The organism is Desulfoferula mesophila (assembly GCF_037076455.1).
Taxonomy (GTDB): domain Bacteria; phylum Desulfobacterota; class Desulfarculia; order Desulfarculales; family Desulfarculaceae; genus Desulfoferula; species Desulfoferula mesophila.
The window spans coordinates 3,333,036-3,358,240 of the sequence record NZ_AP028679.1 but is presented as its reverse complement, the minus strand read 5'-3'; the positions used below and the strand labels follow the sequence as shown (position 1 = coordinate 3,358,240).

Sequence of the window (25,205 nt, the reverse complement as noted above, 5' to 3'; positions counted from 1 at the left end):
AACCTCGGGAGAGGCGTGATGAGCGACAAGGATCTGGAGCAGTTGGCCGTAAACACCATCCGCATGCTGGCCGCCGACATGGTAGAGCAGGCCAACAGCGGGCACCCCGGCATGCCCCTGGGCGCGGCTCCCATGGCCTATCTGCTGTGGACCCGCTTCATGCACTACAACCCCTCCGATCCCCTGTGGGCCAACCGGGACCGCTTCGTACTCAGCGCGGGGCACGGCTCGGCCCTTCTCTACGCCATGCTGCACCTGACCGGCTACGACCTCTCCCTGGAAGACATCAAGAAATTCCGCCAGTGGGGCAGCAAGACCCCCGGCCACCCCGAGCACGGCGTGGCCCCCGGGGTGGAGGCCACCACCGGGCCCCTGGGCCAGGGCTTCGCCATGGGCGTGGGCATGGCCCTGGCCGAGCGCTGGTTGGCCCAGACCTACAACCGCCCCGGCTACGAGGTTGTGGACCACTACACCTACGCCATCGTCAGCGACGGCGACCTGATGGAAGGCGTGGCCAGCGAGGCCGCCTCCCTGGCCGGCACCCTGAAGCTGGGCAAGCTCATCTACCTCTATGACGACAACCACATCTCCATCGAGGGCGACACCGAGCTTACCTATACCGAAGACGCCATGGCCCGTTTCGCGGCCTACGGCTGGCACACCCAAAAGGTGGCCGACGGCAACGACCTGGAGGCCATGGCCGCGGCGGTGGAGGCGGCCAGGGCCGAGACCGGCAAGCCCAGCATCACCGCGGTGCGCACCCACATCGGCTACGGCAGCCCCAAGATCGACACCTCGGGGGTGCACGGCGAGCCCCTGGGGGCCGAGGCCATCGAGGCCACCCGCCAGGCCCTGGGTTGCAAGCCCGACAACTTCTGCGTGCCCAATGAGGCCCTGAAGTTTTTCCGGGCCGGGCAGGAGCGGGGCGTGAAAGAGCAGGGGGCCTGGCAAAAGACCTTTGCCGCCTACCGCGGCGAGTATCCCGATCTGGCCGCCCGCCTGCAGGACGAGCTGGCCGGGCAGTTGCCCGCGGGCTGGGATTCCGAGGTGCCGGTGTTCGCGGAGGGCGAGAAGATCGCCACCCGGGCGGCCAGCGGCAAGGTGCTCAACGCCCTGGCCCTGAAGGTGCCCAACCTGGTGGGCGGCTCGGCCGACCTGGCCCCCAGCAACAAGACGCTCATCGCGGGTAGCGGCGACATGCGCCTGGGCCAGGAGCCCGGCGGCCGCAACATCCACTTCGGGGTGCGTGAGCTGGGCATGGGCGCCGTGGTCAACGGCATGGCCCTGCACGGCGGGGTGATTCCCTACGGGGCCACCTTCTTCGTGTTCAGCGACTACATGCGCCCGGCCCTGCGCCTGTCGGCCATCATGGGCTGCCACAGCATCTGGATCTTCACCCACGACAGCATCGGGGTGGGCGAGGACGGCCCCACCCACCAGCCGGTGGAGCACCTGATGTCCCTCAGGGCCATGCCCGGCTTCACGGTGATGCGCCCGGCCGAGGGCAACGAGACCGCCGCCGCCTGGCGCCTGGCCCTTGAGCACAAGCACGGCCCGGTGGCCCTGGTGCTCTCGCGCCAGAAGCTGCCCTGCCTGGACCCCCAGGCCCATCCCATCGCCAAGGGAGTGGCCAAGGGAGCCTACGTGCTCCAGGACAGCAAAACCACGCCGGAGCTGATCCTCATGGCCACCGGCTCCGAGGTGACCCTGGCCTTGGCCGCGGCCAAGGAACTGGCAGGCAAGGGCCTGCTGGTCAGGGTGGTGTCCATGCCCTGCTGGGAGCTTTTCCAAGACCAGGATCAAGCTTACAAAGACAAGGTGCTGCCGCCCCAGGTAAAGGCCCGCCTGGCCATCGAGGCCGGTACCACCCTGGGCTGGGAACGCTGGGTGGGCGACCAGGGCGCGGTGATCGGCCTGGACCGCTTCGGCGAGAGCGCCCCCGGCCCGGTGGTCATGGACAAGCTGGGCTTCAACCTGGACAACGTGGTCAACACGGCCCTGAAGCTCGTGGCCAAATAAAGCGATCTTTGGCGAATCAAGACCCGGACGGGAGCACGTCTCCCGTCCGGGTTTATTTTTGGGGCTGGCCGGGGAGTGGCATCGATCTGCTATTCTGAAGATGCGATAAGCGCGCCGGGCAACAACCTTGGGAGTAGGACATGGCCCCAGACAAGTTGAACCCTCCGGATACGCTCAAGCGGCCCGAAGACTGCGCGGTGGTGATCTTCGGGGCCTCGGGCGACCTCACCGGGCGCAAGCTGGTGCCCGCCCTGTACCGCTTGTTCGCCTCCGGGGCCACGCCCGAGCATTTCTACATCTGCGGCGCGGCCCGCAGCGAGATGAGCCGGGAGCAGTTTCAGGACAAAATGCGCCAGGCGGTGGAGAGCAGGGGCCTGGACATGGGCGCCTGGCAGGCCTTTGCCGACCGGTTGCACTACCAGGCGGTGGTCTACGACCAGGTGGAGAGCTACCAGGCCCTGGCCACACGCCTGGACGAACTGGACGCCCGGCACGGGGTGGGGGGCAACCGCATCCTGGAGCTGGCCATTCCCCCCACTCTCTACCAGACCATGGCCGTCACCCTGGCCCGGGCGGGGCTGTCGCAAGAAGAGCGGGGCTGGCGGCGGCTGGTGGTGGAAAAGCCCTTTGGCCGCGACCTGGAATCCAGCCGGGAGCTAAACCGGGCCATCGGCCAAGGCTTCCAGGAGCATCAGGTGTTTCGCATCGACCACTACCTGGCCAAGGAGACGGTGCAAAACATCATGATGTTCCGCTTTGCCAACGCCATCTTCGAGCCCCTGTGGAACCGCAACTTCATCGACCAGGTGTCCATCGTTACTGGCGAGACCCTGGGGGTGGAGCACCGCGCCGGCTACTACGAGCAGGCCGGGGTGCTCAGGGACATGTTCCAAAACCACATGATGCAGCTTTTGGCCCTGGTGGCCGCCGAGCCGCCCTCGCTTTTCGAGGCCGACCGGGTGCGCGACGAGCGCACCAAGCTGTTCCGCAGCCTGCGCCCCTTCCCCCTGGAGGAGCTGTACGACTACCTGGTACTGGCCCAGTACGAGGCCGGGGAGATCGACGGCAAGCCGGTGCCCGCCTACCGGGCCGAACCGGGGGTGGACCCCAGCTCCCTGGCCCCCACCTTTGCCGCCATGAAGGTGTACGTGGACAACTGGCGCTGGCAGGGGGTGCCTTTCTACCTGACCAGCGGCAAGCGCCTCACCGAAAAGCTCACCCGCATCACCATTAACTTCCGCGAGGTGCCCCATTCCCTGTTCCGCCGGGTGTTGGGAGAGGACATTCAGACCAACCGCCTGGTGTTGGACATCCAGCCCAAGGAGGAGATCACCCTCTATTTCCAGGCCAAGCAGCCGGGGGCTCAGGTGGGCCTGCGCACCGTGCGCCTGCATTTCTCCTATCAGGACCAGGCGGGCCGCCAGGGCATGGAGGCCTATGAAAAGGCCCTGGTCGACGCCATGCTGGGCGACCAGATGCTCTTTTGGCGGCAAGACGGGGTGGAGCTTTGCTGGGCCTTTTTGGACCCGGTGTTGGAGGCCTGCGAGCAATGCGGCGACCGGGCCGACCGTCTGCACCGCTACCGGGCGGGCAGCTGGGGCCCCAGCGACGCGGCCAAGCTCTGGCCCGGCCACCCCTACAACAACCCGCTGGAGTAGGGCCATGCGAGTGGAGGTATTCGAGGACCAGGCGGCCCTGTCCCGGGCCACGGCCGAGTTCGTGCGCGCCGCCGCGCTGCGGGCGGTGGAGGCCCGGGGGGAGTTCAGCCTGGCCCTGGCCGGGGGCTCCACCCCCCTGGAGGCTTATCGGCTAATGGGCGGCGACCCCGCCTTTCCCTGGGCCCAGACCCAGGTGTTTTGGGGGGACGAGCGCTGCGTGCCCGCCGAGCACCCGGACAGCAACCGGGGCGCGGCGCTGGCCGCCTTGGGCCCGCCCCAGGCCCTGCCCCCGGACAACCTCCATCCCATCCGGGGCCAGCTCGCCCCCCAGGAGGCGGCCCGGGACTACGAGTGGCGGCTCAAGGGCTATTTTGCGCAGCAGGGGCGGCCCGAGTTTGATCTGGCGCTCTTGGGCCTGGGCCCGGACGGCCACGTGGCCAGCCTGTTCCCCGGCGGCCACGGCCTGGCCCAGGGCGCGGCCTGGGTGGTGCCGGTGCCCGCGCCGGCTCACCTGGAGCCCTCGGTGCCTCGGGTGAGCCTGAGCCTGTGGGCTCTCAACCAGGCCCGGCAGATACTGCTTTTGGTGAGCGGAGCGGCCAAGGCCCCGGTGGTGGCCCGTCTGCGTGGCGGCGACCCCCAGATGCCCGCCGCCCGTCTGCGGCCCCAAGAGGAGTTGCTCCTGTACCTGGACCGGGCGGCGGCCGGCGATTGATTCTCGGCCTCCGCTGTGCTCAAATAGTCCCACCATGTGCGGCCGTTTCACCCAAAGCAAAAGCCTCGCCGAATACCAGGACCGGTTCAGCTTCTCTGCGGGGCCGCCGGGGTATGCGCCCCGCTTCAACCTGGCGCCGGGCCAGGAGGCCCTGGCCGTGCTGGCCGGGGAAGAGGGGCGGCGCGGCGAGCTGTTGCGCTGGGGCCTGGTGCCCGCCTGGGCCAAAGAGGAGCGGGTGGGCTACAAGATGATCAACGCCCGAGCCGAGACCGTGGCCGACAAGCCCGCCTATCGCGGGCCTTTTCGCCGAAGCCGCTGCCTGGTGCCGGCGGACGGCTTTTTCGAGTGGGCCTCGACCGCCCAGGGCAAGCAGCCCTATTTTCTGGCCCGCCGGGACCGGGCGCCCTTTGCCCTGGCCGGGCTGTGGGATCGCTGGCACGGGCCGGAGGGGGAGGAGCTCAGGAGCTTCACCATCATCACCACCACGGCCAACCATGTGGTGGCGCCCATCCATGAGCGGATGCCGGTGATGCTCCAGCCCGGGGACGAGGCCGCCTGGCTGGACCCCGAGACCCCGCCCGCCGAGCTGGGCGGGCTGCTCCGGCCCTATGCGGCCCGGGACATGCAGGCCCATCCCGTATCGCGGCGGGTCAACTCGGCGGCCAGCGAGGGACCGGAGCTCCTGGAGCCGGTGGCCGTGTCCGGAGAACTTTTTGGCTAGGGGGACGCCGTGAAGCCCAAGGTGATCATCCGCCGCTGCGACCGCTACGACCCCGGCCTAATCGCCGGGATCATCGCCGAAGGCATGGCCGAGCTGGGGGTAAAGCCCCGGGGCAAGGTGCTGGCCAAGCCCAACGTGGTGTTGGCCCACCGCGAGGTGTTTCCCTATGCCTACACCCGCCCCGAGTTCTTGGAAGGGGCGCTGATGGCCGCCAAAAAGGTGGGCGGCCCGGAAATCAGCGAGCTGGGGGTGGGCGAGCGCTCGGGCATCACCGTGCCCACCCGCTTTTGCTTCGACCAGGCGGGCTATCCCGCGGTTCTGCGCCGCCAGGGGGCCAAGGCCCACTACTTTGACGAGACTCCCCACCGCAGGGTGGCCGTGGGCGCGGGCGGCCTGCGCCGGGAGATCTACCTGCCCCGGCCGGTCTTGGAGGCGGACTTCATCTTCAACCTGCCCAAGTTCAAGGCCCATCCCTGGACCCGCATGACCCTGAGCCTCAAGAACTTCATCGGCATCCAGGACGACCCCCACCGCCTGCTGGATCACAACAGCTTTTTGGAACACAAGATAGCCGATATCAACCAGGCGGCCGGCCAGGATTTCATCGCCATCGACGGCATCGTGGCCGGGCAAAAAATGATGCTCACCCCCGACCCCTTTGATCTGGGGGCCATCGTCATGGGCACCAACCCTTGCGCGGTGGACGCGGTGGGCTGCGCCATGGTGCGGGTGCAGCCGTCCCAGCTGATTCACCTGAAGCTGGCCGCGGCGCGGGGCCTGGGCCCCCTGGACCTGAACGAGATAGAGATCTGCGGCGACTTTCCTCTGGACGAAGTCCAGCGGCGCACCGAAAACTTTCAGTTTTGTTTGGAGCGGGTGGACGACTATTTCCAGGACGGTCCGCTCACCTGCACGGTGGGCGCCTTTCCCGAGGCGCATTCCCGCGACTACTGCTGGGGGGGCTGTCCGGGAGCCCTGCAAGAAGCCATGCACATCCTGCGGGGTTTCGACCCCCTGGTGGAGAGCAAGATGGGCAAGGTGCGCTACGTGGTGGGGCGGGTGGAGGGGCCCTTGAACCTGGCCCCGGACGAAAAGGTGCTCTTCGCCGGGTCCTGCACCTCCTGGCAGGGGGAGATCGACGGGGAATCGGTGATCATCAAGCCCAGCTACCTGCCCCCCCAGGCCCACAACCCCCACCGGCGGCCCGGCAACGACCTGATCTTCAAGACCGTCCAGGCCCTGGGCCGCTGCCTGGCCGGGCGGGGGCGGCGCTGGCTGCACGCCCCGGCCTGCACCATGAGCGTGGCCGACCACGTGCACTACCTGGCCTCCCTGGGCGGGGTGGCCAACCCCAACTTCGACCTGCGGCTGCTGCTTCCCATCAACCTGGCCTATCTGCGCATGCGCGCCGGGCGCCTCGGCCATAGGCTGGCGGGCTGAAACCGACGACCTGGAGTGAGTTGAACATGGACGAGACCATTTGCATCAATCCCGCCACCGGCGAAGAGATCGGGCGAGTGCCCTTGCAGGGGCCCTCGGAGGTGCTGGCCGCGGCCCAGGCGGCCCGCCGGGCCCAACCGGCCTGGGCGGCCACGCCGATTAAGCAGCGGGCCAAGGCCATCCAAAAGGTGCGCGACTTCCTGGCCGACAACGCCGACCACCTGGCCGAGACCATAGCCCGAGACAACGGCAAGACCCGAACCGACGCCCTGGTGGCCGAGGTTTTGCCCGCCACCGCGGCGGCCGACTATTACGCCAAAAAGGCCAAGGCTTGGCTCAAGGACGCGCATCCCGGCCCGGCCCTGTGGCTGTTGGCCAACAAACGCACCCGCCTGGCCCGCCAACCCTGGGGAGTGGTGGGCATCATCAGCCCCTGGAACTATCCCTTCACCATCCCCTTTTCCGAGGTGGTCTGCGCCCTGCTGGCGGGCAACTGCGTGCTGCTCAAGATGGCCAGCGAGACCCAGATGGTGGCCCGGGCCATGAGCCGCTGCCTGGCCGCCGGGGGCCTGCCGCCGGGGGTGTTCACCTGCCTCAACCTGCCCGGACGCCAGGCGGGCCCGGCCATGCTGGAGGCCGGGGTGGACAAGCTGTTCTTCACCGGCTCGGTGGCGGTGGGCCGCGAGCTGATGACCCTGGCCGCGCCCAGCCTGACCCCGGTGAACCTGGAGCTGGGGGGCAACGACGCCATGCTGGTGTGCCCGGACGCCGACCTGGAGCGGGCGGCCGCCGGGGCGGCCTGGGGGGGCATGGTCAACACCGGCCAGACCTGCGGCGGAGTGGAGCGCATCTACGTGCACCACGGCGTGGCCACGGCCTTCCTGGAGCGCCTGGGAAACAGGGTCCGGGCGCTCAGGGTGGGCTACGACACCGACTTCCAGGTGGACCTGGGGGCCATGACCACCCTGCGCCAGGTGGAGCTGGTCAAGGCCCACATCGCCGACGCCCTGGCCCACGGGGCCAAGATTTTCGCTCAGAGCGCCTGCCCCGCGGGCCCCAACTTCCTGCCCGCCACGGTGCTCACCCAGGTGGATCACGGCATGCGGGTGATGCGCGAGGAGACCTTCGGCCCGGTGGTGGCGGTGATGCCCGTGGGCAACATGGACCAGGCGGTGCACCTGGCCAACGACTCGGACCTGGGGCTCACCGGCTCGGTGTGGTCCAAGGACCGGGGGGCGGCCCTGCGCCTGGCCCGGAGGGTGAAGGCCGGGGTGGTGATGATCAACGACCACCTCATGAGCCACGGCCTGGCCGAGGCCCCCTGGGGCGGCTTCAAAAACTCGGGCCTGGGCCGCAGCCACGGCCGCGAGGGCTTCAACGAGATGACCCAGGTGCAGACCATCGTGAACGACCTGTTGCCTTGGGCCAAGCGCGACCTGTGGTGGTATCCTCAGAGCCGAGAGCAATACCAGGGCCTCAAGGGCCTCGTGGAGTTTCTTTACGGCCACGGCCTGGAGCGCCGCGCCGCCGGGCTGCGCCGCCTGATCAGGCTGTTGCCCCGCATGTTCCGGGCCGACTGAGGGATGGATGAGCGCCGAACTTTTTCCCCCGCCGGGGGAGTATGAGCGCGTTGCCGCGCGCCTGGAGAAATCCCTGCGCTCCTGCGTCCTGTGCCCCCGCCGCTGCCGGGTGGACCGCCTGGCCGGGGAGCTGGGCTTTTGCCGGGCCGCCGCCCAAACGGCGGCGGTGAACACCAGCCAACTGCACTTCGGCGAAGAGCCGCCCATCAGCGGAACCAAGGGCTCGGGCACCGTGTTTTTCGCGGGCTGCACCCTGGCCTGCCGCTTTTGCCAGAACTGGCAGATCAGCCAGGCCGGGGGCGGCGAAGAGACCAGTCCCCAGGACCTGGCCGGGGTGTTTTTGGGCCTGGAGATGGCGGGCGCCCACAATATCAACCTGGTGACCCCCACCCCCCACCTGGTGGTGATCCTCAAGGCCCTGGCCATCGCCCGGGGCTACGGCTTGGCCCTGCCGGTGGTGTACAACACCTCGGGCTACGAGAGCGCGGCGGTGCTGCGCCAGATGGAAGGCCTGATCGACATCTACCTGCCAGACCTCAAGTACGCCGACGAGGCGGTGGCCGAGCGCCTATCCCAGGCCGCCAACTACGTGGCCGGCGCCCAGAGCGCCCTGGCCGAGATGCACCGCCAGGTGGGCAACCTCAAGCTGGAGGACGACGGCATCGCCTACCGGGGGGTGATGGTGCGCCACCTGGTGTTGCCCAACGGGCTTTCCGGTTCGCCCCAGGTCTTGGCCCGGATCGCCGAGATCTGCGGCCCTGGGGCCTGGGTCAGCCTGATGAGCCAGTATTTTCCCACCTACAAGGCCGCCGAGACGCCGGGGATGGAGCGGCGCATCAAACAGGCCGAGTACCAAGAGGCCACCGAGGCCATGCAGCGTCTGGGCCTGAGCCGGGGCTATGTGCAGGGCTTGGCTTCGGCCACCGAGAAGATGGTGCCCCGCTGGCGGGAGTAGGGGAGGGGGCTTGGGAAACAAGAGGCGGTCGCCTGGCTGAAGCCAAGGCGCCAACACCCGCCATGAAGTGCCGGACGACGGTCTTTTCTATTTCAAGCCGAGCGAACTGACGCCAGAGCGGCAAAGCCAGCCTGCGACGTAACGGCGCCCCTGGTCCGCTGCCTCGCTTATCAAGCCGTCCGCCGGTTGGGTAGATTCACATCTAACATTAGGTGTTAAAAAAAAGAATCCCTGCGTGCCACCGCCCAGTAAAATTTTTACAAAGCGGACAGTGGCACGCAGGGGTGGGGGGCTATGTAATTAGGCCTCCGGGTTGGTGACCTGAACTAACTTTAGCAGACGTTCATAGTCCGCGTCCACTCGTTTTTGTATGTAGGCCACATCTTCCGGCTTAAGGTGACTAAACCGCCGTTGTCCCTTGAGATATTCCTCGACGGGCTTGGGCTTTTTGATCTCGCGGCTCAGGATGAACTGGCCGTCGATCACCTCGAAGAGAGGGAACACCTTGGTCTGCACCGCCAGGCGGGCCGCCTCGATGGAAGTCTCGGGGCCGCAACGCCAGCCGGTGGGGCAGGGGCTGTAGATGTGAATGTAGGCCGGACCGGGGATGGTCACCGCCTTCTTCACCTTGTTCATCAGGTCCACATGCCAGGCCGGGGAGGCGGTGGCCACGTAAGGCACGTTGTGCGCCGCCGCGATCATGGGCATGTTCTTTTTCCAGGTCATCTGACCCTTGGACAAGGGGCCCGGAGGGCTGGTGGTGGTCATGGCTCCGTAGGGGGTGGAACTGGACCGCTGGATGCCCGTGTTCATGTAGGCTTCGTTGTCCAGGCAGATGTAGGTGAAGTCGTGGCCGCGCTCCAGGGCCCCGGACAGGGCCTGCAGGCCGATGTCGGCGGTGGCGCCGTCACCGGCGAAGGCCACGATCTTGGCGCCGGTGTCCTTGATCTTGCCCTTGCGAATCAAGGCCTTGCGCCCGGCTTCCACGCCGCTGGCCACGGCGGCCGCGTTTTCAAAAGCCACGTGAATCCAGGGGGTTTCCCAGGCGGTCTGGTAGGACGAGGAGATGATCTCCATGCATCCGGTGGCGCTCACCGCGATCATGTCCATGCCCACCGCCTTGGCCACCATCCGGAGGGCCAAGACCTCGCCGCAGCCCTGGCAGGCGCGGTGGCCCTTGGAGAAAGGCTCCACCAAGGGAATGGTCTTGGGGGTTATCTTCTGGAAATCCTTCAGTGCTTCGGCTGCGCTAATCATTCTTTCACCCCCACCATCTGGCAGGACATCTCTGCGCCGCTGGCCGCCGCCTTCTGGGCCGAGTGGTACATCTCGACGAACTGGGCCCGGGTCACGTCCCGGCCGCCCAGGCCGCAGACGAAGTTGGCCACGTACTGCTTGGCGCCCTTGGCGTACATCATGCCCCTGAGCTCGGTGGCTACCGGACCGGCCGGCAGGCCGGGGCTCAGGGCGCGGTCGATAACAATCAGGGTCTTGGCTCCGGCGATGGCCTCCATGAAGTCGTCCACCGGGAAGGGCCGCCACAGGCGAATGCGCACCTGGCCGACCTTGATGCCGTCCTCGCGCATCTGGTCCACCGCGGTCATGGTGGTCTCGCCCAGGGAACCCATGGTCACGAACACGGTGTCCGCGTCTTCGGTGCGGTAGGTCTCGATGGGCTTGTAGGTGCGGCCGAACTGCTTGGCCAGGCCTTCCCAGTGCTCTTTGATCACCGAGTAGGATTCTTCCAGAGCCACGGCGTTGGCCTTTTTGGCCTCGGTGTAGATCTCCGGCATACCCACTATGCCCATGGAGATGGGATTGGCCGGGTCCAGGCTTTGGCTGGGCTCGAAGCCCGGCAGATAAGCTTCCACCTCGGCCTTGTCGGGCATCTCGATGGGCTCGATGACGTGGGTGAGGATGAAGCCGTCCAGGTTCACCGCCACCGGCAGGCAGACCCGCTTGTCCTCGGCCACCTTGAAGGCGTGCATGGTCAGGTCCACCACCTCCTGGCCGTTCTCGGCGAAGGTCTGGATCCATCCGATGTCGCGCTCGGCCATGATGTCGCTGTGGTCGTTCCAGATGCTGATGGGGCCGCTCAGGGAGCGGTTGGCCACGGCCATGACGATGGGAAGCCGCAGGGAGGCGGCGATGAACAGGATCTCGTGCATCAGGGCCAGGCCCTGGCTGCTGGTGCTGGTGAAGGTGCGGGCGCCCGCCGCGCTGCTGCCCACGCAGCAGCTCATGGCGCTGTGCTCGCTCTCCACGGGCACGAACTCGGCGTCCAGGTGGCCGTCGGCCACCATTTCCGAGAGGTGTTCAACTATATGGGTTTGGGGAGTGATGGGATACGCCGCCACCACGTCCGCGTTGCAAAGACCAACGACCTCGGCGCAGGCCAAGGAAACCTCAAGCCCCACACGCCGGCCCATATTTGTCCTCCTCCTTCTCTTCCTTCCAGCTGATGGCGTCCTTGGGACATTCTTCGATGCAGATGCCACAGCCTTTGCAGTAGTAACCATCCCAGGTGAAGTAGCCCTCGTCCTTGGGGTCGGGGCTATACGCCATGTCTGGGCAGATGATCCAGCACAACCCGCACTTGATGCAGGTTTCCCGGTCGGTCACCGGGTAGCGGCGGCTGCGCCAGTCGCCGGTGTTGAAGCGGCGGCTGGAGCCGGGTTCGGTCCCGGCGCAGCCCAAGGGCAAATCTTTCCAAGGGAACATGCCTTCATCGGCCATGATCCTACTCCTCGATTACGGTTTCGGAATAAGCCCGATTCAGGGCGTTCCAGTTTTTCTGGGCGATCTTGCCGAAGCGGTGCTCGATGGGTCCCTTGATGGAGTTCAGGTCGATAAGACCCGCCGCCTTGAGCAGGGCGCCCAGCATGGTGGTGTTGGTGATGGGCACGCCCAACTCCTCTTCGGCGATCTTGCCGGCATCCACCACCGCGGTGCGGCCGTTGAAGCCGCACTCGCCGCGCACATCGGCAACCGGCTTGGCGCTGTTGGCCACCAGGGTGCCGCCGGGCTTGAGCCCGTTTTTCACCCCGCCGGTGGCCAAGAGGGAGGGATCCAACACCAGGACCACGTCCGGCTCGTAGATCTTCTCCCGCAACCGGATGGGCTCATCGCTTATACGTAGAAAGGCCTGAACCGGAGCGCCGCGTCGCTCGGGACCGAAGCTGGGGAAGGCCTGTGCGTACTTGCCCTCCTCGATGGCCGCCAGGGCCATCAGCTCGGCCGAGGTGACGGCCCCCTGGCCGCCTCGGCCATGGAAACGAACCTCAATCATGGGAAACTCCTTGTAAAATTGCCTTCTCTTGTAGGTCGAAGACAAGATTCTATAGGTAGGCTCACGCACCTGTCAAGGTACGTCATGAACCGGGTTCAGTTTACTGATTTGTAGGCGATCAGCGGCGGTCGCCCATGATGCGTAGTAGCATCAAAAACAGGTTGATGAAGTCCAGATAGAGCTTGAGGGCTCCCACGATGGCCACCTTGTTGCCGGTCTCCTCATCCATCTGACCGGACAGGGCCATCTGCCGAAGCCACTGGGTGTCATAGGCGGTGAGGCCCACGAAGATGCCCACCCCGACGTAGCTCACGATCCAGTAGAGCATGGGCGAGGCCAGGAACATGTTGACCACCGAGGCGATGATTATGCCGATGAGGCCCATAAACAAAAACTGGCCCCAGCCGCTTAGGTCGCGCTTGGTGGTGTAGGCCCACACGCTGACCACGGCGAAGGTGCCGGCGGTGATCAAAAAGGTGCTTACCAACGAGGCCTGGGTATACAGCAGGAAGATGAACGACAGGGTCAGGCCGTTGAGGGCGGAATAAAGTGCGAAAAGCAGGCCCGCCGTGGATGAACTCAGGCGGTGCACCATGCCGCTGATACCGAACACCAGGCCCAGTTCGCCGATGGCCAGCACCCAAAAGAGCATGGTGGGGCCGCCGGTCTGGGGGTTGAACAGGGCGCTGATGACCGCTTCGCTGCCCTGGGCCCACCAAGCCACCAGGCCGGTGAGGGCCAGGCCGCCGGCCATCCAATTGTAGACGCGGCGCATGAACGCGCTGACTCTCTCCTGCTGCTGGGTGCTTAGGGTGGCGGGTAGCGGCGGAGGAGTAAAGGTCGTTTGCATTTCGGCTAACACTCCGTCAGTCGGTTGTTTACATGATGGAACTCGCCTTAATACTAAGGCCCACCTTGCCCCCGGTCAACCGAATCCGGTGCCGCTTGCGGGCTTCCCTCCTGGCGGCTTAAGATGAAATTAGCGCATTACAACTCCCAATCAAGCAAGGAGTACGGCCATGCAGATAAATAAAATACTCTGGCCCACCGACCTTTCCCTGCTCAGCGCCAAAGCGCTGCCGTATGTGCTGGACCTCAGCCAGAAATATGGAGCGCAGGTACACCTGGTTTACGTGGCCGAGGACATGCGCCAGTATGATCACATTTACGGCGACGCCGGTGAGCACCTGAAGAGTTTGCAAGCGATGGAATGCGATTACGCCAAGAAGCAACTGGAACGCATTTGCGAACAGGAGCTGTCCGGTTGTCCCGCCTTTATTCACCACGTGGTAGAGGGCGATCCGGCCGAGGAAATACTCAAGCTCATCGCCTCGGAGAACGCCGGATTGGTGGTGATGGCCACCCACAGCCGGGAAGGCGGCGAGGCCGCCTTTTTCGGCTCGGTTACCGAGAGGGTGCTCAAGCACTCCAAGACCCCCGTGCTGGTGATCAATCCATCTTTGAAGCAAGCCTAAGGAAACACTACGACCAATGACGAACCAAAAACCCTACACCCTTGACCGGGTGGTGCGTCTGACCATGGGCGGGGCCTTGCTGGTGGGGCTGGTGTGGTTACTGTCCTATCTGAGCGACGTGCTCATGCCCTTTGCCGCCGCCCTGGTGCTGGCCTATCTGCTCAATCCCCTGGTGGAGCTTTTGCAGCGCCTGGTAAAGAATCGTCTGGCCGCGGTGCTGCTCAGCCTGCTCTTGTGTCTGGCCGTGGGAGTAGGCCTGGCGTGGGCGGTGGTTCCTCTGGTGGGACGGGAGATCAGCCACGCCGCCACGCTGGTGCAGAATCTGGCCAACAACTCCGACCTGGCCCAAAAGGCGGCCCACGAGCTTCCCGCCAAGCTGTTGCCCCTGGTGCAGTCCATTTTGGATCGGCCGGCGGTAAAGGAGTTTTTGGGCTCCAGCGACATGTGGGGCATGTTGGCTTCCCTGGCCCGCAAGTTGCTGCCGGGCCTTTGGGGGCTCCTGGGCCAGGTAGGCAGCGTGTTCGCGGCCCTGTCCGGCCTGGTGGTGGTGGGCCTTTACGCCTTTTTCCTGATGTTGGACCTGGACCAGATAACCAAGGGATGGCGCGAGTCTCTGCCTCCGGCCTACCGCCGGCGCACCTTGGAGTTGGTGGACGACTTCACCGGCGCGCTCCGGAGCTACTTCCGGGCCCAGGCGGCGGTGGCCGGGCTGGTGGGCGTGCTGTTCGCCATCGGCTTCAGCATCATCGGCCTGCCCTTGGGCATCTTGTTGGGCCTGTTTATCGGCATGCTGAACATGGTGCCCTACCTGCAACTGCTGGGCCTGGTGCCCGCCTTTTTCCTGGCGGTCATGGCCGGGCTGGACGGCGGGCATGGGGTATGGATGATGCTGGGGCTCACCGGCGGGGTCTTCGCGGTGGTGCAGGTCACCCAGGACACCTTCCTCACTCCGCGCATCGTGGGCCGCACCATGAGCCTGAGCCCGGCCTTTTTGCTGCTGTCGCTGTCCGTCTGGGGCAAGCTGCTGGGCTTTTTGGGCCTGTTGCTGGCCATCCCCTTCACCTGCCTGGTCTGGGCCTGGTACCAGCGCTTCGTGGTGAACAAGGGCGCGCCGGAACAACTCTCGCCGGATCCCGGCAGCTAGGGGCGTTCTTCGTCGGGGCCGCGCGCAAACAGACAATTTGATCTCCTTGTAGCCGTCGCTACCACCGGCAAGACCGGCCGGGGGTAGTATTGCAAGCAGCCAAGTAGGGATGAACACCTCGGCGGTATTTAAGGAGTAGACACCATGCAGCCCCAAATCCTCGGCGTATCCGGCAGTCCCGTGGCAAACAGCAACACCGACCGTTTGGTGCGGGCGGTCCTGGAGGCCAGCGGCCTGCCCGGCGAGTTCGTCAAGCTAAGCGACCTCGAGGTGGGGCCCTGCCGGGGCTGCCTGGGCTGCCGCTCGGACAACGTGTGCAAGGTCAACGACGACTTTCCGGCCCTGGCCGAGAAGGTGCGCCGCGCCGGAGCCCTGGTGGTGGGCGGCCACGCCACCTACGGCACCATGAACGGCTTCACCAAGCTGTTTTTGGAGCGCCTGTTTTCCCTGCGCCACCGAAGGGGCCTGAACCGGGGCAAGCTGGCCGTGGCCGTGGCCACGGGCAATGGGCGCGGCAGGCCGGGGTTGGAAGCGGCCGCCGACCAGATCGCCCATTCGCTGGCCTGGGAGGGCATGGAGGTTCTGGGCACCTTGCGGGTAACCGGCAACCCCAGGTGCCTGGTCTGCGGCTATGGCCCCACCTGTCCCATGAGCGCCTTGCCGCACGTGTTCGGCCCGGACAACACCGAAGTCACCCCGGACAAGTTCCGCCGGGTGGAGGACCAGACCGAGGTGTGGCAAAGGGCCCAGGAACTGGGCCGAGAGATCGGGGCGCGCCTGGCCGGGTAGGGCGGCACCGCTTTAGGCCACAAGCGGCGGGGACTGGTCAAGTGCCAGCCCCCGCCGACTCTTAGGCAAGTAGGTTAATTTAGCCTTTGCGCTTGTTAATGGCCTTGACCTGCAAGGCCACCGGTTTCCAGCGCTCCTTTTCCACCCGGCCGGCGCCTTTATTTTGGCGCTGGGCCAGGTATTCCAACTCGCGTTTCATCTTGAGGTAGTTTTCCAGCCGGTCCCGGGGGATTTCGCCTTGCGCCACCGCCTCTTGGACCCGGCAGCCTGGCTCATGGCTGTGGCTGCAGTCGGCAAAGCGGCACTCCGGGGCCAACTGCTCGATTTCGGGAAAAGCGGCTTGGATTCCGCCATCCAGGTCCCAAAAAGCGATTTCCCGAATGCCGGGGTTGTCGATCACCATGCCCCCCTGGGGCATCATGATCAGATCCCTGGTGGTGGTGGTGTGCCTGCCCTTGCCCAACTGTGCGCTGACGGAACGGGTGGGCTGCACCTCTCTGCCACAGAGGAGGTTCACCAAGGTGGATTTGCCCGCCCCGGAAGAGCCCACCATCGCGGCGGTCCGGCCTGGTGCCAAATACGGCTCCAACTGGGCCAGGCAGGCGTCGTTCGCAACGGAAGTCAGGTGCACGGGAACGCCCAGGGCCACCGCCTCCACCTGGGCCACGCAAGAGGGCGGATCCTGGTGAAGGTCCGCCTTGGTCAGGATGGCGGCCGGGCTCAGGCCGCAGTTGTAGACCAGGGTCAGGTAGCGCTCTATGCGGCGCAGGTTGAAATCCCGGTCCAGCCCGCAGACGATGAAGATGGTGTCCAGGTTGGCCGCGATCACCTGTTCGTTCGGCGCGCGTTCATCCCGTTGGTTGCGGGCTCCCGCCGCGCCCCGAGACAAGGCGTTCTTGCGGGTCAGCACCCCGTGAATCACCGTATCGTTCATGAGGACCCAATCTCCGGTGACCGGCAGCGGGCCGCCGGGGTCGTGCCGGAGCCTGCCCGCCAGGGTGGCCAGCCATTCCCGCCGGCCGTCGCTGGCCTGAAAGCTGTTTTTCCTCACCCCGACCACGCGGGCCGGCGTAACTCTTTCGTTAGAAAGGTGGTCCAATTGGGCCTGAAAATGGGGAGTCCACCCCAGTCGCGACAAGTGGCCGTTGTTTTGGTTTGGGTTGGCGCTTGGTTTGATGCTCATGGTCGAGACCTATCCCTACTATGGTTTTTTGCGGGCTTGCCGGCGCAGGGGTCTGCTCAGGGAAGAACCAGCGACCGACCGCCGCATTTTTGATTGTCCGATTTTTTGTCGTAGGGGACGTTGCCGCCGGAGGGCGCAACTATAACGGTAGATTCTCGATCAGAGATCCGCGGGGGAACGGACGCGAAGGAATCGGTCCGTCTCGATGGGGGTACAGCTTTTCAGTAAGGCCGCGGAGCTATGATCAATCAGCCACCGGGAGGTTGCTGCCCTGGTCGGCAACGATTGACACAGCATCCATTGATTTAATAAACAAAAAATCTCCTTTAGATGCTTTTGCTGGAGGCCCTCAAATTACCGGAAACCAGGTTCCTGTCAAGCCTAAACCGTATAGAGGCCAACAACCATATTATAAAATCTAGGCGATATTGCGGTCCAAGCTGCGGTAGCCGATGGCCTCGCTGAGGTGCTGCAACTCGATGGTCTCGCTGCCCTCCAGGTCGGCGATGGTGCGGGCGATCTTGTGGATGCGCCCATAGGCCCGGGCCGAAAGCCCCAGGCGCTCCATGGCCTTTTCCAGCAGACTGAGCCCCGCGTTGCTCAGGCGGCAATATTTCCGGGTGAGGGCGGTGCCCATCTGGGCGTTGCAAAACACCCCGCTGCCTTCCAGGCGAGCCGCCTGGCGCTCCCGCGCGGTCACCACCTGTTCGCGCACCGTGGCCGAAGGCGGCCCGGCGGTGTCCGCCGCCAGCTCCTTGAAGGGCACGGCGGGCACCTGCACCTGGATGTCGATGCGGTCCAACAGCGGCCCGCTCACCCGGTTGAAGTAGTTGCGCACCTGCTGGGGGGCGCAGGTGCACTGGCGCTTGGGATCACCGTAATAGCCGCAGGGGCAAGGGTTCATGGCCGCCACCAGCATGACCCGGGCCGGGAAATCCACCGTGGCCGCCGCCCGGGTGATGGTCACCACTCCCGACTCCAGGGGTTGGCGCAGCACCTCCAGGACGCTCTTTTTGAATTCGGGCAGCTCGTCCAGAAACAGCACCCCCTGGTGGGCCAGGCTCACCTCGCCGGGGCGGGGTATGGTGCCGCCGCCGATGAGCCCCGCGTCGCTGATGGTGTGGTGGGGCGAGCGGAAGGGGCGGGCGGTGACCAGGGCCTGGCCCGAGGACAGGGTGCCCGCCACCGAGGCCACCTGGGTGACCTGCAACGCCTCCTCGAAGCTGAGCGGGGGCAGGATGCCCGGCAGGCGGCGGGCCAGCATGGTCTTGCCGCTGCCCGGCGGGCCCACCATCATCACGTTGTGCCCCCCGGCCGCCGCGATGGTCAGGGCCCGCTTCACGTGCTCCTGGCCGCGCACCTCGTTGAGGTCCAGGCCGTGGCTATCCTGGCCCAGGGCCAGCAGGGCGGGGTCGGCCTGGGCCTGGGGCAGTTCCTCGCGCCCCAAAAGATGGGAAGCCGCCTGGTCCAGGCGACCCACCGTGTAGACCCTGAGCCCCTCCACCACCGCCGCCTCGGGGCCGTTGGCCTCGGGCACCAGCAGGGCCTTGAGCCCCAGGGCCCGGGCCCGGGCGGCCATGGGCAGCACCCCGCGCACCGGTCGGATGGCTCCGTCCAGGGCCAGCTCGCCCACCACCCCCAGGCCCAGCAGCGCCTCGGCGGGCACCGCGCCCGAGGCGGCCAGGATGCCCAGGGCCATGGGCAGATCAAAGGCCGCGCCTTCCTTCTTGATGTCGGCCGGGGCCAGGTTCACGGTGATGCGGTTGACCGGCAGGTAAAAACCGCTGTTGGCCAGGGCGGCGCGCACCCGTTCCTTGGATTCGCGCACCGCGCCGTCGGGCAACCCCACGGTGTTGAAGGCGGGCAATCCAGGGGCCAGGTCCACTTCCACTTGTACGGGATAAGCCCGTACCCCCAGCACGGCCAATGAAGTCACGGTTGCCAGCATGTTCCCCCCACTGCGCTACAAAGATGGTTCCCTGTAAATAGCAAAAGGACTCGGGTTAAGCAAGGCTTAGCCCTTGACGCCCATCGGGCGGAGCGGTATAAAAAGCCTGGGTTTCAGCCAAGGCCCCTGGGGCGGCGGTGAAAACCGGACAACATTGGCCGAGGTAGCTCAGTTGGTAGAGCAGGGGACTGAAAATCCCCGTGTCGGCGGTTCAACTCCGTCCCTCGGCACCAAAGATTTCAAGGGCTTAGGCCATTCGGCCTAAGCCCTTATTTTTTCGCGTAAGCACGGCGTAAGCATGAGGCGCCATTTTGGCACGTCTTGCCCCCTGGGCGTAATGGACTAAAAGTGGCCCAAGCAATCCAACACCACCTCAACGGAGGGCCCAAAAATTAATTTGGACCTGATCATAAGCCAACTTGAAATTAGCATTGGGGTATGGCCCCTGGACCGCGCAATTTCTCCAGCGGCCCAGGGGCTTATTTAAGAGGTCTGCACTAATCGGACCTTAATTTTAATCCCAGCGCCCCCAAAAGGGCCCACCGTCGAGTTGCCCATCACAGTCCGCTGCCATCGAACTTCAACAAACCAACCCAAATAATTGAGTCACTGTTAATGTAAACACTTTAACTTTACCGCCTATTTACCCCGTCTTCTGTCACGCAATGTATAGTAAACACAGCAACTCTAATGGCGTTTAACCCATATTTACAGGATGTTATGTAATTGGCACTTGGCAGGAGATTTCCGGAGTTCCCTATGTAACCCTGGGAGTGGCAACGAGTACCGAGTGACGTAGTGATTGGTGTAACGCAGAAAACGGTTATTCAACTGTAAAGGAGCGGTGAATGGTTATCGACGAAATGACCCCAAACCATGGCTCAGCATTGTTAGTCACGACCCAGGCGGCGACATATTTAAATATGTCGCCACGCACCCTCACAAACTTCAGATTTCGTGGTGGTGGCCCTCGCTACGTAAAGTTGGGTGGTTCCGTGAGGTACCGGCGTGAGGATTTGGACTCCTGGATCAAGGCTGGCCTTAGAGAAAGCACCTCTTCGATGGAGGACCAGCTGAGTGGATAGCGTCGCCATTAACGAATTCCGGGAAAAGATAGAGGCTGCGGGACTGCGCCCCCATGGGTCAATCTTGGCAGATGGCAAATTCAATCGCGTCCCCGTGGAGGGAGGAAAGCGCGGATCCCTGGATGGTTCCTATATTCTTCGTGATAACGATAAGCCTTCAGGGTTTTTCGAAAACTTCCGCACAGGATACCGGGGCGCGTGGACTTTCGGTGGCGGCCGGCACCTAACCGAGGCCGAACGCCGCGAGTGGGCAGAGAAGGTAAAGTCCGCCCGCAAAAAGCGTGAGGCCGAGCAAGCCCGCTGCTATGCCGAGGCGGCGGCCCGAGCCAACAAAATACTGGCCAAAGCCAAACCTTGCGCGAGCCACCCCTACCTGGAGCGCAAAGGGGTGAAGCCCTGCCCGCAATTATCTATAGGCATGGGCGGCAAGCTGCTGGTTCCCGTATACGGGGCCGATGGGGAAATACAATCGCTCCAGACCATTTCCCCCAGTGGCGACAAGCGTTTTCTATCCGGCGGCAAAATGGCCGGCGGTTTTTTCCTTATCAAAGGCAGCGCTGATGGCCCATTGCTTATCTGTGAGGGGTTAGCCACAGGCCTCTCCTCGCATGAGGCTACAGGCGCTACGGTACTGGTGGCTTTCAACGCCGGCAACTTGGAGGCGGTGGCCCGCATTGCTCGGAGAGGATACCGATGAGGGACATCATAGTGGTTGGCGACGATGATCGCGCCACGCCGGGCAATCCAGGCCGAACAAAAGCCATGGCGGCGGCTCGGGCCGTGGGGGGTAAGGTGGTCCTGCCTTCATTCGTCAAACCCAGCAAGGAAAAGACCGACTTCAACGACCTGGCCCAGGATGAGGGATTGGAAGCCGTCAGGTCCCAGGTGGAAGCCGCCCAGGAGCCGGGGTCAGTAGAAACCGCCCCAATAGAAGGTCCGGCAGCGTGGGAACCAAACATTCGCTCCTGGCCCGTACTGCCAAGGGCTGCCCTGCATGGCCTGGCTGGTGACTTCGCACGTATGGCCTGTGAGGACTCAGAGGCCGACCCTGCCGCCGTTTTGGGGACATTCTTGGTGCGCTTCGGTATCGAAGCAGGCCCAGGTCCGCACGTTCAGGTAGGGGAGGCTGTGCATCCCCCGCGTCTGTTCGCCGTGGTGGTGGGTGCCAGTAGCAAGGCACGCAAGGGCACCAGCGGCCAGCCGGTCGAACGGCTTTTTACTTTCCAAGACAGCCGGGGCCACATTCCCGCCCATAGGTCGCCAGGGCCCCTTAGTACTGGGGAGGGCCTGGTCTTCAGGGTCAGGGACCCTGTGGAAACCTGGCAGGTGGACAAAAGGACCGGCCAGGGGCAATTCGTGGTGACCGACCCTGGAGAGGAAAACAAGCGGCTGTATGTGCTTGATGAAGAGCTGGCCGCCGCACTTCAGTGTACCAAGCGCGAGGGTAATACCCTATCAACTGTGCTGCGGACCCTTTGGGATACGGGGAACGTTGAGCCACTCACCAAAAGCAACCGCACCAAAGTCACCGGAGCGCATATTGGGATTGTCACCCATATCACCGGCCCGGAACTGGATCGCCAGCTTGGCGAAGTTGAAGCCCTCAACGGATATGCCAACAGATTCTTGTGGCTGTGTGCCAGGCGACGAAAGTTGGTCCCCTTTCCCAAGGCCATGCCCCAAGCAGGAGTTGAGCGGCTACAGGGCCGGGTGTTGGCCGCCCTGGGGGCTTGTCGGGAGCCACGTCTGGTTCAACTTGCGCCTGGAGCCCGCGACCTCTGGCGGTGCACCTACCCTGAGCTAACCCAGGACCACCCTGGTTTGGCCGGGTCGGTTATCAACCGGGGGGAAGCCCAAGTGTTGCGCTTAGCGCTGATCTATGCCCTGTTGGATTGCGCTGATCAGATAGAGTCTTGCCACCTCGAAGCTGCCTTAGCCCTGTGGGCCTACTGCCGAGACTCGGCGCTGTATATCTTTGGCGGCCGGGAGCCCGATTCTGTCGCACAGCGGGTTGTTTCCGCCTTGGAGGATGGGCCGCTCTCGGCAACCGAACTGTTCAAGGTGTTTAACAACCACGTCAGCAAGGCCCGGCTTGCGGCCGCCCTTCAAGAGCTGATTGCTTCGGGCAGAGTGGCCGAAAAGCGAGAACCGGCCAAAACCAAGCCCAAAACGGTCTTCACGCTTTGCGAACAATGCGAATTATGCGAATTATCTCCGGCTGACCTCCGCGGTGGAAAAGATAATTCTCAAAATTCTCATAATTCGCAAGCGAACTTTGATCTGGCAGTGGATCGGTGGGCTGGTCCGCCGGAGGTGGAGATATGACCACGGTGGCTATGCTTCGGGAACTTGGAGCCGAGCCGCGCCTCTACCCAGACGGACGGCTTGTTGTCGCCGGCCTAAACAGCCTACCAAGTGCGCAGGCCGCCCGTGCCGTGGCCCTGGCTCGCCAGCACAAAGAGGAACTGCTCACTGAGCTTCAGTCCGAAGGTGAAACGCCGGAAGGCATCCCCCCCCTTGCCCCGGAACAATTCCAAGAAGTCCAAGACTGGCCCCCCGAAACCCAGAGGGTGTTTGTGGCGCTTCTTGACCACTTCGAATCCAAGGGCTTTGTCTTATCCGAGGCTGAGGCCTTGGCCTACGCGACCATGCAAGAATTGAAGCGGCGCAGGGGGGGCCTAGTCAAGTTCACTTCGCCCAGGATGCCCGGCGAGTTGGCTTTAGCCGTCGGTACGGCCAGAGGTGTTTTCGGCTGCGGGGTTAAGGCCGAATGGGTGCCCGCATCGGCCTCGACAACCCAAGGCCGAGAACCAAGCCGAGAAAACAATGTCTGTTGTTGTGACTGTCAACATTTCCAGCCTGGCACGGGCGATGTTCAACATGCCCTGGGCTTATGCCGGAGCGATGCCTGGGACAAAAACCGTGGGCAGTGGCCAAATGTTCCACACAGATGCTCGGCCTATACCGCTAACTGGGGCATTTGCAACGATAACCATTAAACCAAATGAATTGCGTGAGCTGAAAATAGTGAACCGAGAAGAAAAAATCAGGCTGCTGCGGATCCACCAAAAGGAATGCGAAATCAAAAGCCAGGAGTGGAAACGTAGAGGATACCGCTGCCCTCCACCAAATTACCCACCACTTCCACCTGAATTGGTTGACATGACTTGCGGCGCCAAGACCAGAGCGGGGACACCATGTAAGCAATTAGTTCTCTACCGGGGAGGCCGTTGTAAATTTCATGGCGGTCTATCAACTGGACCGCGTACTGAGGAGGGTAAAGCTAAATCGGCCCAAAATGGCTTCAAGCCGGGATGGTCAAATACGAAGCCCATGGAGGGTTGAAAAAACCTTACATTTAAGATGCTGAAGCGCCGTACGAGAAAGCCTGAAAGTATGTGCTGATGCCGCCTACAATAATTGAACCTAGCAACAATAAGTTGATTCAAGTTTATGCAACTCAGCAATTAACCTTTCTTCTCTGAGTGTGGTCATTCTGGTCAAGGGCAAAATTTATCAATAGGCCTTTTCCTTTTTTCCGGACAAAGCCAGTTTAAGGGCGATCGCGCTTTCAAGCTTCTCTTCGCGCTCAGTTAAGACCCGGCGCATGGATGTGGATCGAGAATTGGCGCCCCTCATCTTAGCAACGTGGTCCCGGCCACAAGCAAGTATTTCAGGTTCGACGCCAATCCTCGAATAGCGCGTTCGCTTTTTTTAGGCCAACAATCTCCTTTTTGCTTCTCTGAGTGTGGTCATTCTGGTCAAGGGCAAAATTTATCAATAGGCCTTTTCCTTTTTTCCGGACAAAGCCAGTTTAAGGGCGATCGCGCTTTCAAGCTTCTCTTCGCGCTCAGTTAAGACCCGGCGCATGGATGTGGATCGAGAATTGGCGCCCCTCATCTTAGCAACGTGGTCCCGGCCACAAGCAAGTATTTCAGGTTCGACGCCAATCCTCGAATAGCGCGTTCGCTTTTTTTAGGCCAACAATCTCCTTTTTGCTCAGGCCACGACTGGGTATTTGGAGTTATAAACTTCTCCGGTGGTCAATAGCTTGTGGGCCAGGACTAGAAGTCTTCTGGCCAAGGCAACTGCAGCCACCTTCTTTCCCCGCTTCACAATCAGCCTGCGGGACCATTTACGCAAAGGGATCGTGAGATTCTTACTGCGCATGGCCGCCCAGGCGGCCTGCACCGCGAAATAGCGCATCAGACTTCGTCCCTGGCGGGTTATCCCTCCCCGGCGTTGCACCGCTCCGCTGTCACGGGACGAGGGGATCAGACCGGCATAACTGGCCAGCTGATTTGAGCGCCTGAAACGCTTTATGTCATCTATGCCGCTGAGAATGCCCAGGGTGACGATGGGGCCGAAACCGGGCATCTCCAGAAGCAGTTGCGCCTCAGGCCAACAGCTCAACTCCTCATGGACCAAGGCATCAAACTCCTGCCTTTGCTGCTCCAAGTGGTCCCAGATGCTGCGTTGGGTGATCAGGAATGGCTTCATCCAAATGGGCACCGCCGGATTATCAAGGACTTTTTCCCAGTGGCTATCCTTGGGCCATTGGGCCTTTTTCATCTCCACCCCAACCGAACGCAGCATGGCCTTTACTGCGTTTACCGTCATATTGCGCTGCTTGAGAATTTGCTGCCGAGTCTGCATCAAAGAGCGGGCCCGACGTGCTTTTTCTCTAGGCACATTGACCGCGATTCGCTCAGCCAAGCCACCTCGCAGCCCATCGGCAAGGGCCCGGGCATCGTGGCGGTCGCTCTTCTTCTTACTGTCGGCGATCATTTTGAATTGACGGGCGTCGACCACGATGGGCTCAATTCCAGCCTCACGCAACACATCCACCACCCACCAGGTCATGGAGCCAGTTTCAAGAGCAACCGCTATTTCGTCTTTGGGCCAACGATGGATTGCATCAAGCCATCCAGTTTCACCGCTGGGAACCGTACCCCGGTGGATGACTTTGCCCTCCTGATCCAAAGCGCAAAAAGTCGTGGTCTTCTTGTGAATGTCCATGCCAACATAAATCATGGTCAACCCTCCCTTTAATGGTCTCTAAGTACCCAAGACCATTGTCCCAAAGCGGGGGGATGACCACACTCATCTCATCTTAGCCGTTGCATTAACCCCACTCGGGACGACTTTGTCACCTGCCGCAAAAGTAAAAATCAGTTCTGTCCAACCTGTAGACGGGCGACCAAAAA

Annotated in this window: 23 protein-coding genes and 1 tRNA gene; 15 read left to right on the top strand and 9 right to left on the bottom strand. The window is 63.4% G+C overall.

The features are described from left to right. Positions 1–18 precede the first annotated feature (18 nt). The 7 genes from tkt to AACH32_RS15345 all read left to right on the top strand — a co-directional run bounded on the left by tkt (position 19) and on the right by AACH32_RS15345 (position 9,085). The gene (gene tkt, locus AACH32_RS15375; RefSeq protein WP_338601345.1) at positions 19–2,019 is read left to right on the top strand and encodes a transketolase; all 2,001 of its coding nucleotides are present in this window, start codon (positions 19–21) and stop codon (positions 2,017–2,019) included. 140 nt (positions 2,020–2,159) lie between these two features. Next, on the top strand, positions 2,160–3,677 hold the full coding sequence (gene zwf, locus AACH32_RS15370) for a glucose-6-phosphate dehydrogenase (RefSeq protein ID WP_338601343.1): 1,518 nt from the start codon (positions 2,160–2,162) through the stop codon (positions 3,675–3,677). A gap of 4 nt (positions 3,678–3,681) precedes the next feature. After that, on the top strand, positions 3,682–4,389 hold the full coding sequence (gene pgl, locus AACH32_RS15365; protein ID WP_338601340.1) for a 6-phosphogluconolactonase: 708 nt from the start codon (positions 3,682–3,684) through the stop codon (positions 4,387–4,389). A gap of 34 nt (positions 4,390–4,423) precedes the next feature. Then, positions 4,424–5,110, top strand: coding sequence for an SOS response-associated peptidase (locus AACH32_RS15360; protein ID WP_338601337.1), 687 nt, complete (start codon positions 4,424–4,426; stop codon positions 5,108–5,110). A 9-nt stretch (positions 5,111–5,119) separates the two neighbouring features. Further along, the gene (locus AACH32_RS15355; RefSeq protein ID WP_338601334.1) at positions 5,120–6,550 is read left to right on the top strand and encodes a DUF362 domain-containing protein; all 1,431 of its coding nucleotides are present in this window, start codon (positions 5,120–5,122) and stop codon (positions 6,548–6,550) included. 26 nt (positions 6,551–6,576) lie between these two features. Next, positions 6,577–8,130 (top strand): aldehyde dehydrogenase family protein, encoded by a 1,554-nt coding sequence (locus AACH32_RS15350; protein WP_338601331.1) that lies wholly within the window; start codon positions 6,577–6,579, stop codon positions 8,128–8,130. A 7-nt stretch (positions 8,131–8,137) separates the two neighbouring features. Then, a complete protein-coding gene (locus tag AACH32_RS15345; RefSeq protein WP_338601328.1) occupies positions 8,138–9,085 on the top strand; it encodes a radical SAM protein in 948 nt (315 codons plus the stop codon). Between the two features lie 300 nt (positions 9,086–9,385). Here AACH32_RS15345 and AACH32_RS15340 read toward each other — a convergent pair whose 3' ends face one another. The 5 genes from AACH32_RS15340 to AACH32_RS15320 form a co-directional block, all read right to left on the bottom strand. Continuing rightward, positions 9,386–10,342 carry a thiamine pyrophosphate-dependent enzyme gene (locus AACH32_RS15340; RefSeq protein WP_338601326.1) on the bottom strand — a complete coding sequence of 319 codons (957 nt, stop codon included), beginning with the start codon at positions 10,340–10,342 and terminating at the stop codon, positions 9,386–9,388. Further along, complete coding sequence (gene porA / locus AACH32_RS15335) at positions 10,339–11,514, bottom strand: pyruvate ferredoxin oxidoreductase (protein WP_338601324.1); 1,176 nt, start codon at positions 11,512–11,514, stop codon at positions 10,339–10,341. Before porA ends, AACH32_RS15340 begins: the two co-directional genes overlap by 4 nt. Further along, entirely contained in the window at positions 11,492–11,821 is a 330-nt protein-coding gene (locus AACH32_RS15330) for a 4Fe-4S binding protein (RefSeq protein ID WP_338601321.1), read from the bottom strand. Before AACH32_RS15330 ends, porA begins: the two co-directional genes overlap by 23 nt. Before the next feature lie 4 nt (positions 11,822–11,825). Further along, positions 11,826–12,374: a 2-oxoacid:acceptor oxidoreductase family protein gene (locus tag AACH32_RS15325; protein ID WP_338601319.1), complete on the bottom strand. Its 549-nt coding sequence runs from the start codon at positions 12,372–12,374 to the stop codon at positions 11,826–11,828. A gap of 118 nt (positions 12,375–12,492) precedes the next feature. Next, entirely contained in the window at positions 12,493–13,149 is a 657-nt protein-coding gene (locus AACH32_RS15320; RefSeq protein ID WP_338606669.1) for a Bax inhibitor-1/YccA family protein, read from the bottom strand. Positions 13,150–13,393: 244 nt separating this feature from the next. Here AACH32_RS15320 and AACH32_RS15315 point away from each other — a divergent pair, with 244 nt between their 5' ends. The 3 genes from AACH32_RS15315 (at position 13,394) to AACH32_RS15305 (ending at position 15,782) form a co-directional block, all read left to right on the top strand. Next, on the top strand, positions 13,394–13,849 hold the full coding sequence (locus AACH32_RS15315) for a universal stress protein (protein WP_338601317.1): 456 nt from the start codon (positions 13,394–13,396) through the stop codon (positions 13,847–13,849). A 16-nt stretch (positions 13,850–13,865) separates the two neighbouring features. Continuing rightward, positions 13,866–14,993, top strand: a complete 1,128-nt coding sequence (locus tag AACH32_RS15310; RefSeq protein ID WP_338601315.1) for an AI-2E family transporter — start codon at positions 13,866–13,868, stop codon at positions 14,991–14,993. Positions 14,994–15,137: 144 nt separating this feature from the next. Next, complete coding sequence (locus AACH32_RS15305) at positions 15,138–15,782, top strand: flavodoxin family protein (RefSeq protein ID WP_338601312.1); 645 nt, start codon at positions 15,138–15,140, stop codon at positions 15,780–15,782. A gap of 79 nt (positions 15,783–15,861) precedes the next feature. On the opposite strand, the gene rsgA is transcribed toward AACH32_RS15305, so the two are convergent. Together rsgA and AACH32_RS15295 are read right to left on the bottom strand one after the other, a co-directional pair. Further along, complete coding sequence (rsgA, locus tag AACH32_RS15300; protein WP_338601310.1) at positions 15,862–16,965, bottom strand: ribosome small subunit-dependent GTPase A; 1,104 nt, start codon at positions 16,963–16,965, stop codon at positions 15,862–15,864. A gap of 418 nt (positions 16,966–17,383) precedes the next feature. Then, positions 17,384–18,913 carry a YifB family Mg chelatase-like AAA ATPase gene (locus AACH32_RS15295; RefSeq protein ID WP_338601307.1) on the bottom strand — a complete coding sequence of 510 codons (1,530 nt, stop codon included), beginning with the start codon at positions 18,911–18,913 and terminating at the stop codon, positions 17,384–17,386. A gap of 157 nt (positions 18,914–19,070) precedes the next feature. On the opposite strand from AACH32_RS15295, the gene AACH32_RS15290 reads away from it, so the two are divergent. From AACH32_RS15290 to AACH32_RS15280, 4 genes are all read left to right on the top strand, one after another. Beyond that, a tRNA-Phe gene (locus tag AACH32_RS15290) sits at positions 19,071–19,146 on the top strand. Between the two features lie 615 nt (positions 19,147–19,761). Continuing rightward, the gene (locus AACH32_RS20920; RefSeq protein ID WP_350341521.1) at positions 19,762–19,998 is read left to right on the top strand and encodes a helix-turn-helix transcriptional regulator; all 237 of its coding nucleotides are present in this window, start codon (positions 19,762–19,764) and stop codon (positions 19,996–19,998) included. After that, on the top strand, positions 19,991–20,695 hold the full coding sequence (locus AACH32_RS15285) for a hypothetical protein (protein ID WP_338601305.1): 705 nt from the start codon (positions 19,991–19,993) through the stop codon (positions 20,693–20,695). Before AACH32_RS20920 ends, AACH32_RS15285 begins: the two co-directional genes overlap by 8 nt. Beyond that, on the top strand, positions 20,692–22,323 hold the full coding sequence (locus AACH32_RS15280) for a DUF3987 domain-containing protein (RefSeq protein WP_338601303.1): 1,632 nt from the start codon (positions 20,692–20,694) through the stop codon (positions 22,321–22,323). Before AACH32_RS15285 ends, AACH32_RS15280 begins: the two co-directional genes overlap by 4 nt. A gap of 83 nt (positions 22,324–22,406) precedes the next feature. Here AACH32_RS15280 and AACH32_RS15275 read toward each other — a convergent pair whose 3' ends face one another. Beyond that, entirely contained in the window at positions 22,407–22,544 is a 138-nt protein-coding gene (locus AACH32_RS15275; RefSeq protein WP_338601300.1) for a hypothetical protein, read from the bottom strand. Positions 22,545–22,824: 280 nt separating this feature from the next. On the opposite strand from AACH32_RS15275, the gene AACH32_RS20915 reads away from it, so the two are divergent. Continuing rightward, the gene (locus AACH32_RS20915; RefSeq protein WP_350341520.1) at positions 22,825–23,343 is read left to right on the top strand and encodes an HGGxSTG domain-containing protein; all 519 of its coding nucleotides are present in this window, start codon (positions 22,825–22,827) and stop codon (positions 23,341–23,343) included. Between the two features lie 654 nt (positions 23,344–23,997). Here AACH32_RS20915 and AACH32_RS15270 read toward each other — a convergent pair. Continuing rightward, the gene (locus tag AACH32_RS15270; protein WP_338606643.1) at positions 23,998–25,032 is read right to left on the bottom strand and encodes an IS110 family transposase; all 1,035 of its coding nucleotides are present in this window, start codon (positions 25,030–25,032) and stop codon (positions 23,998–24,000) included. Positions 25,033–25,205 lie beyond the last annotated feature (173 nt).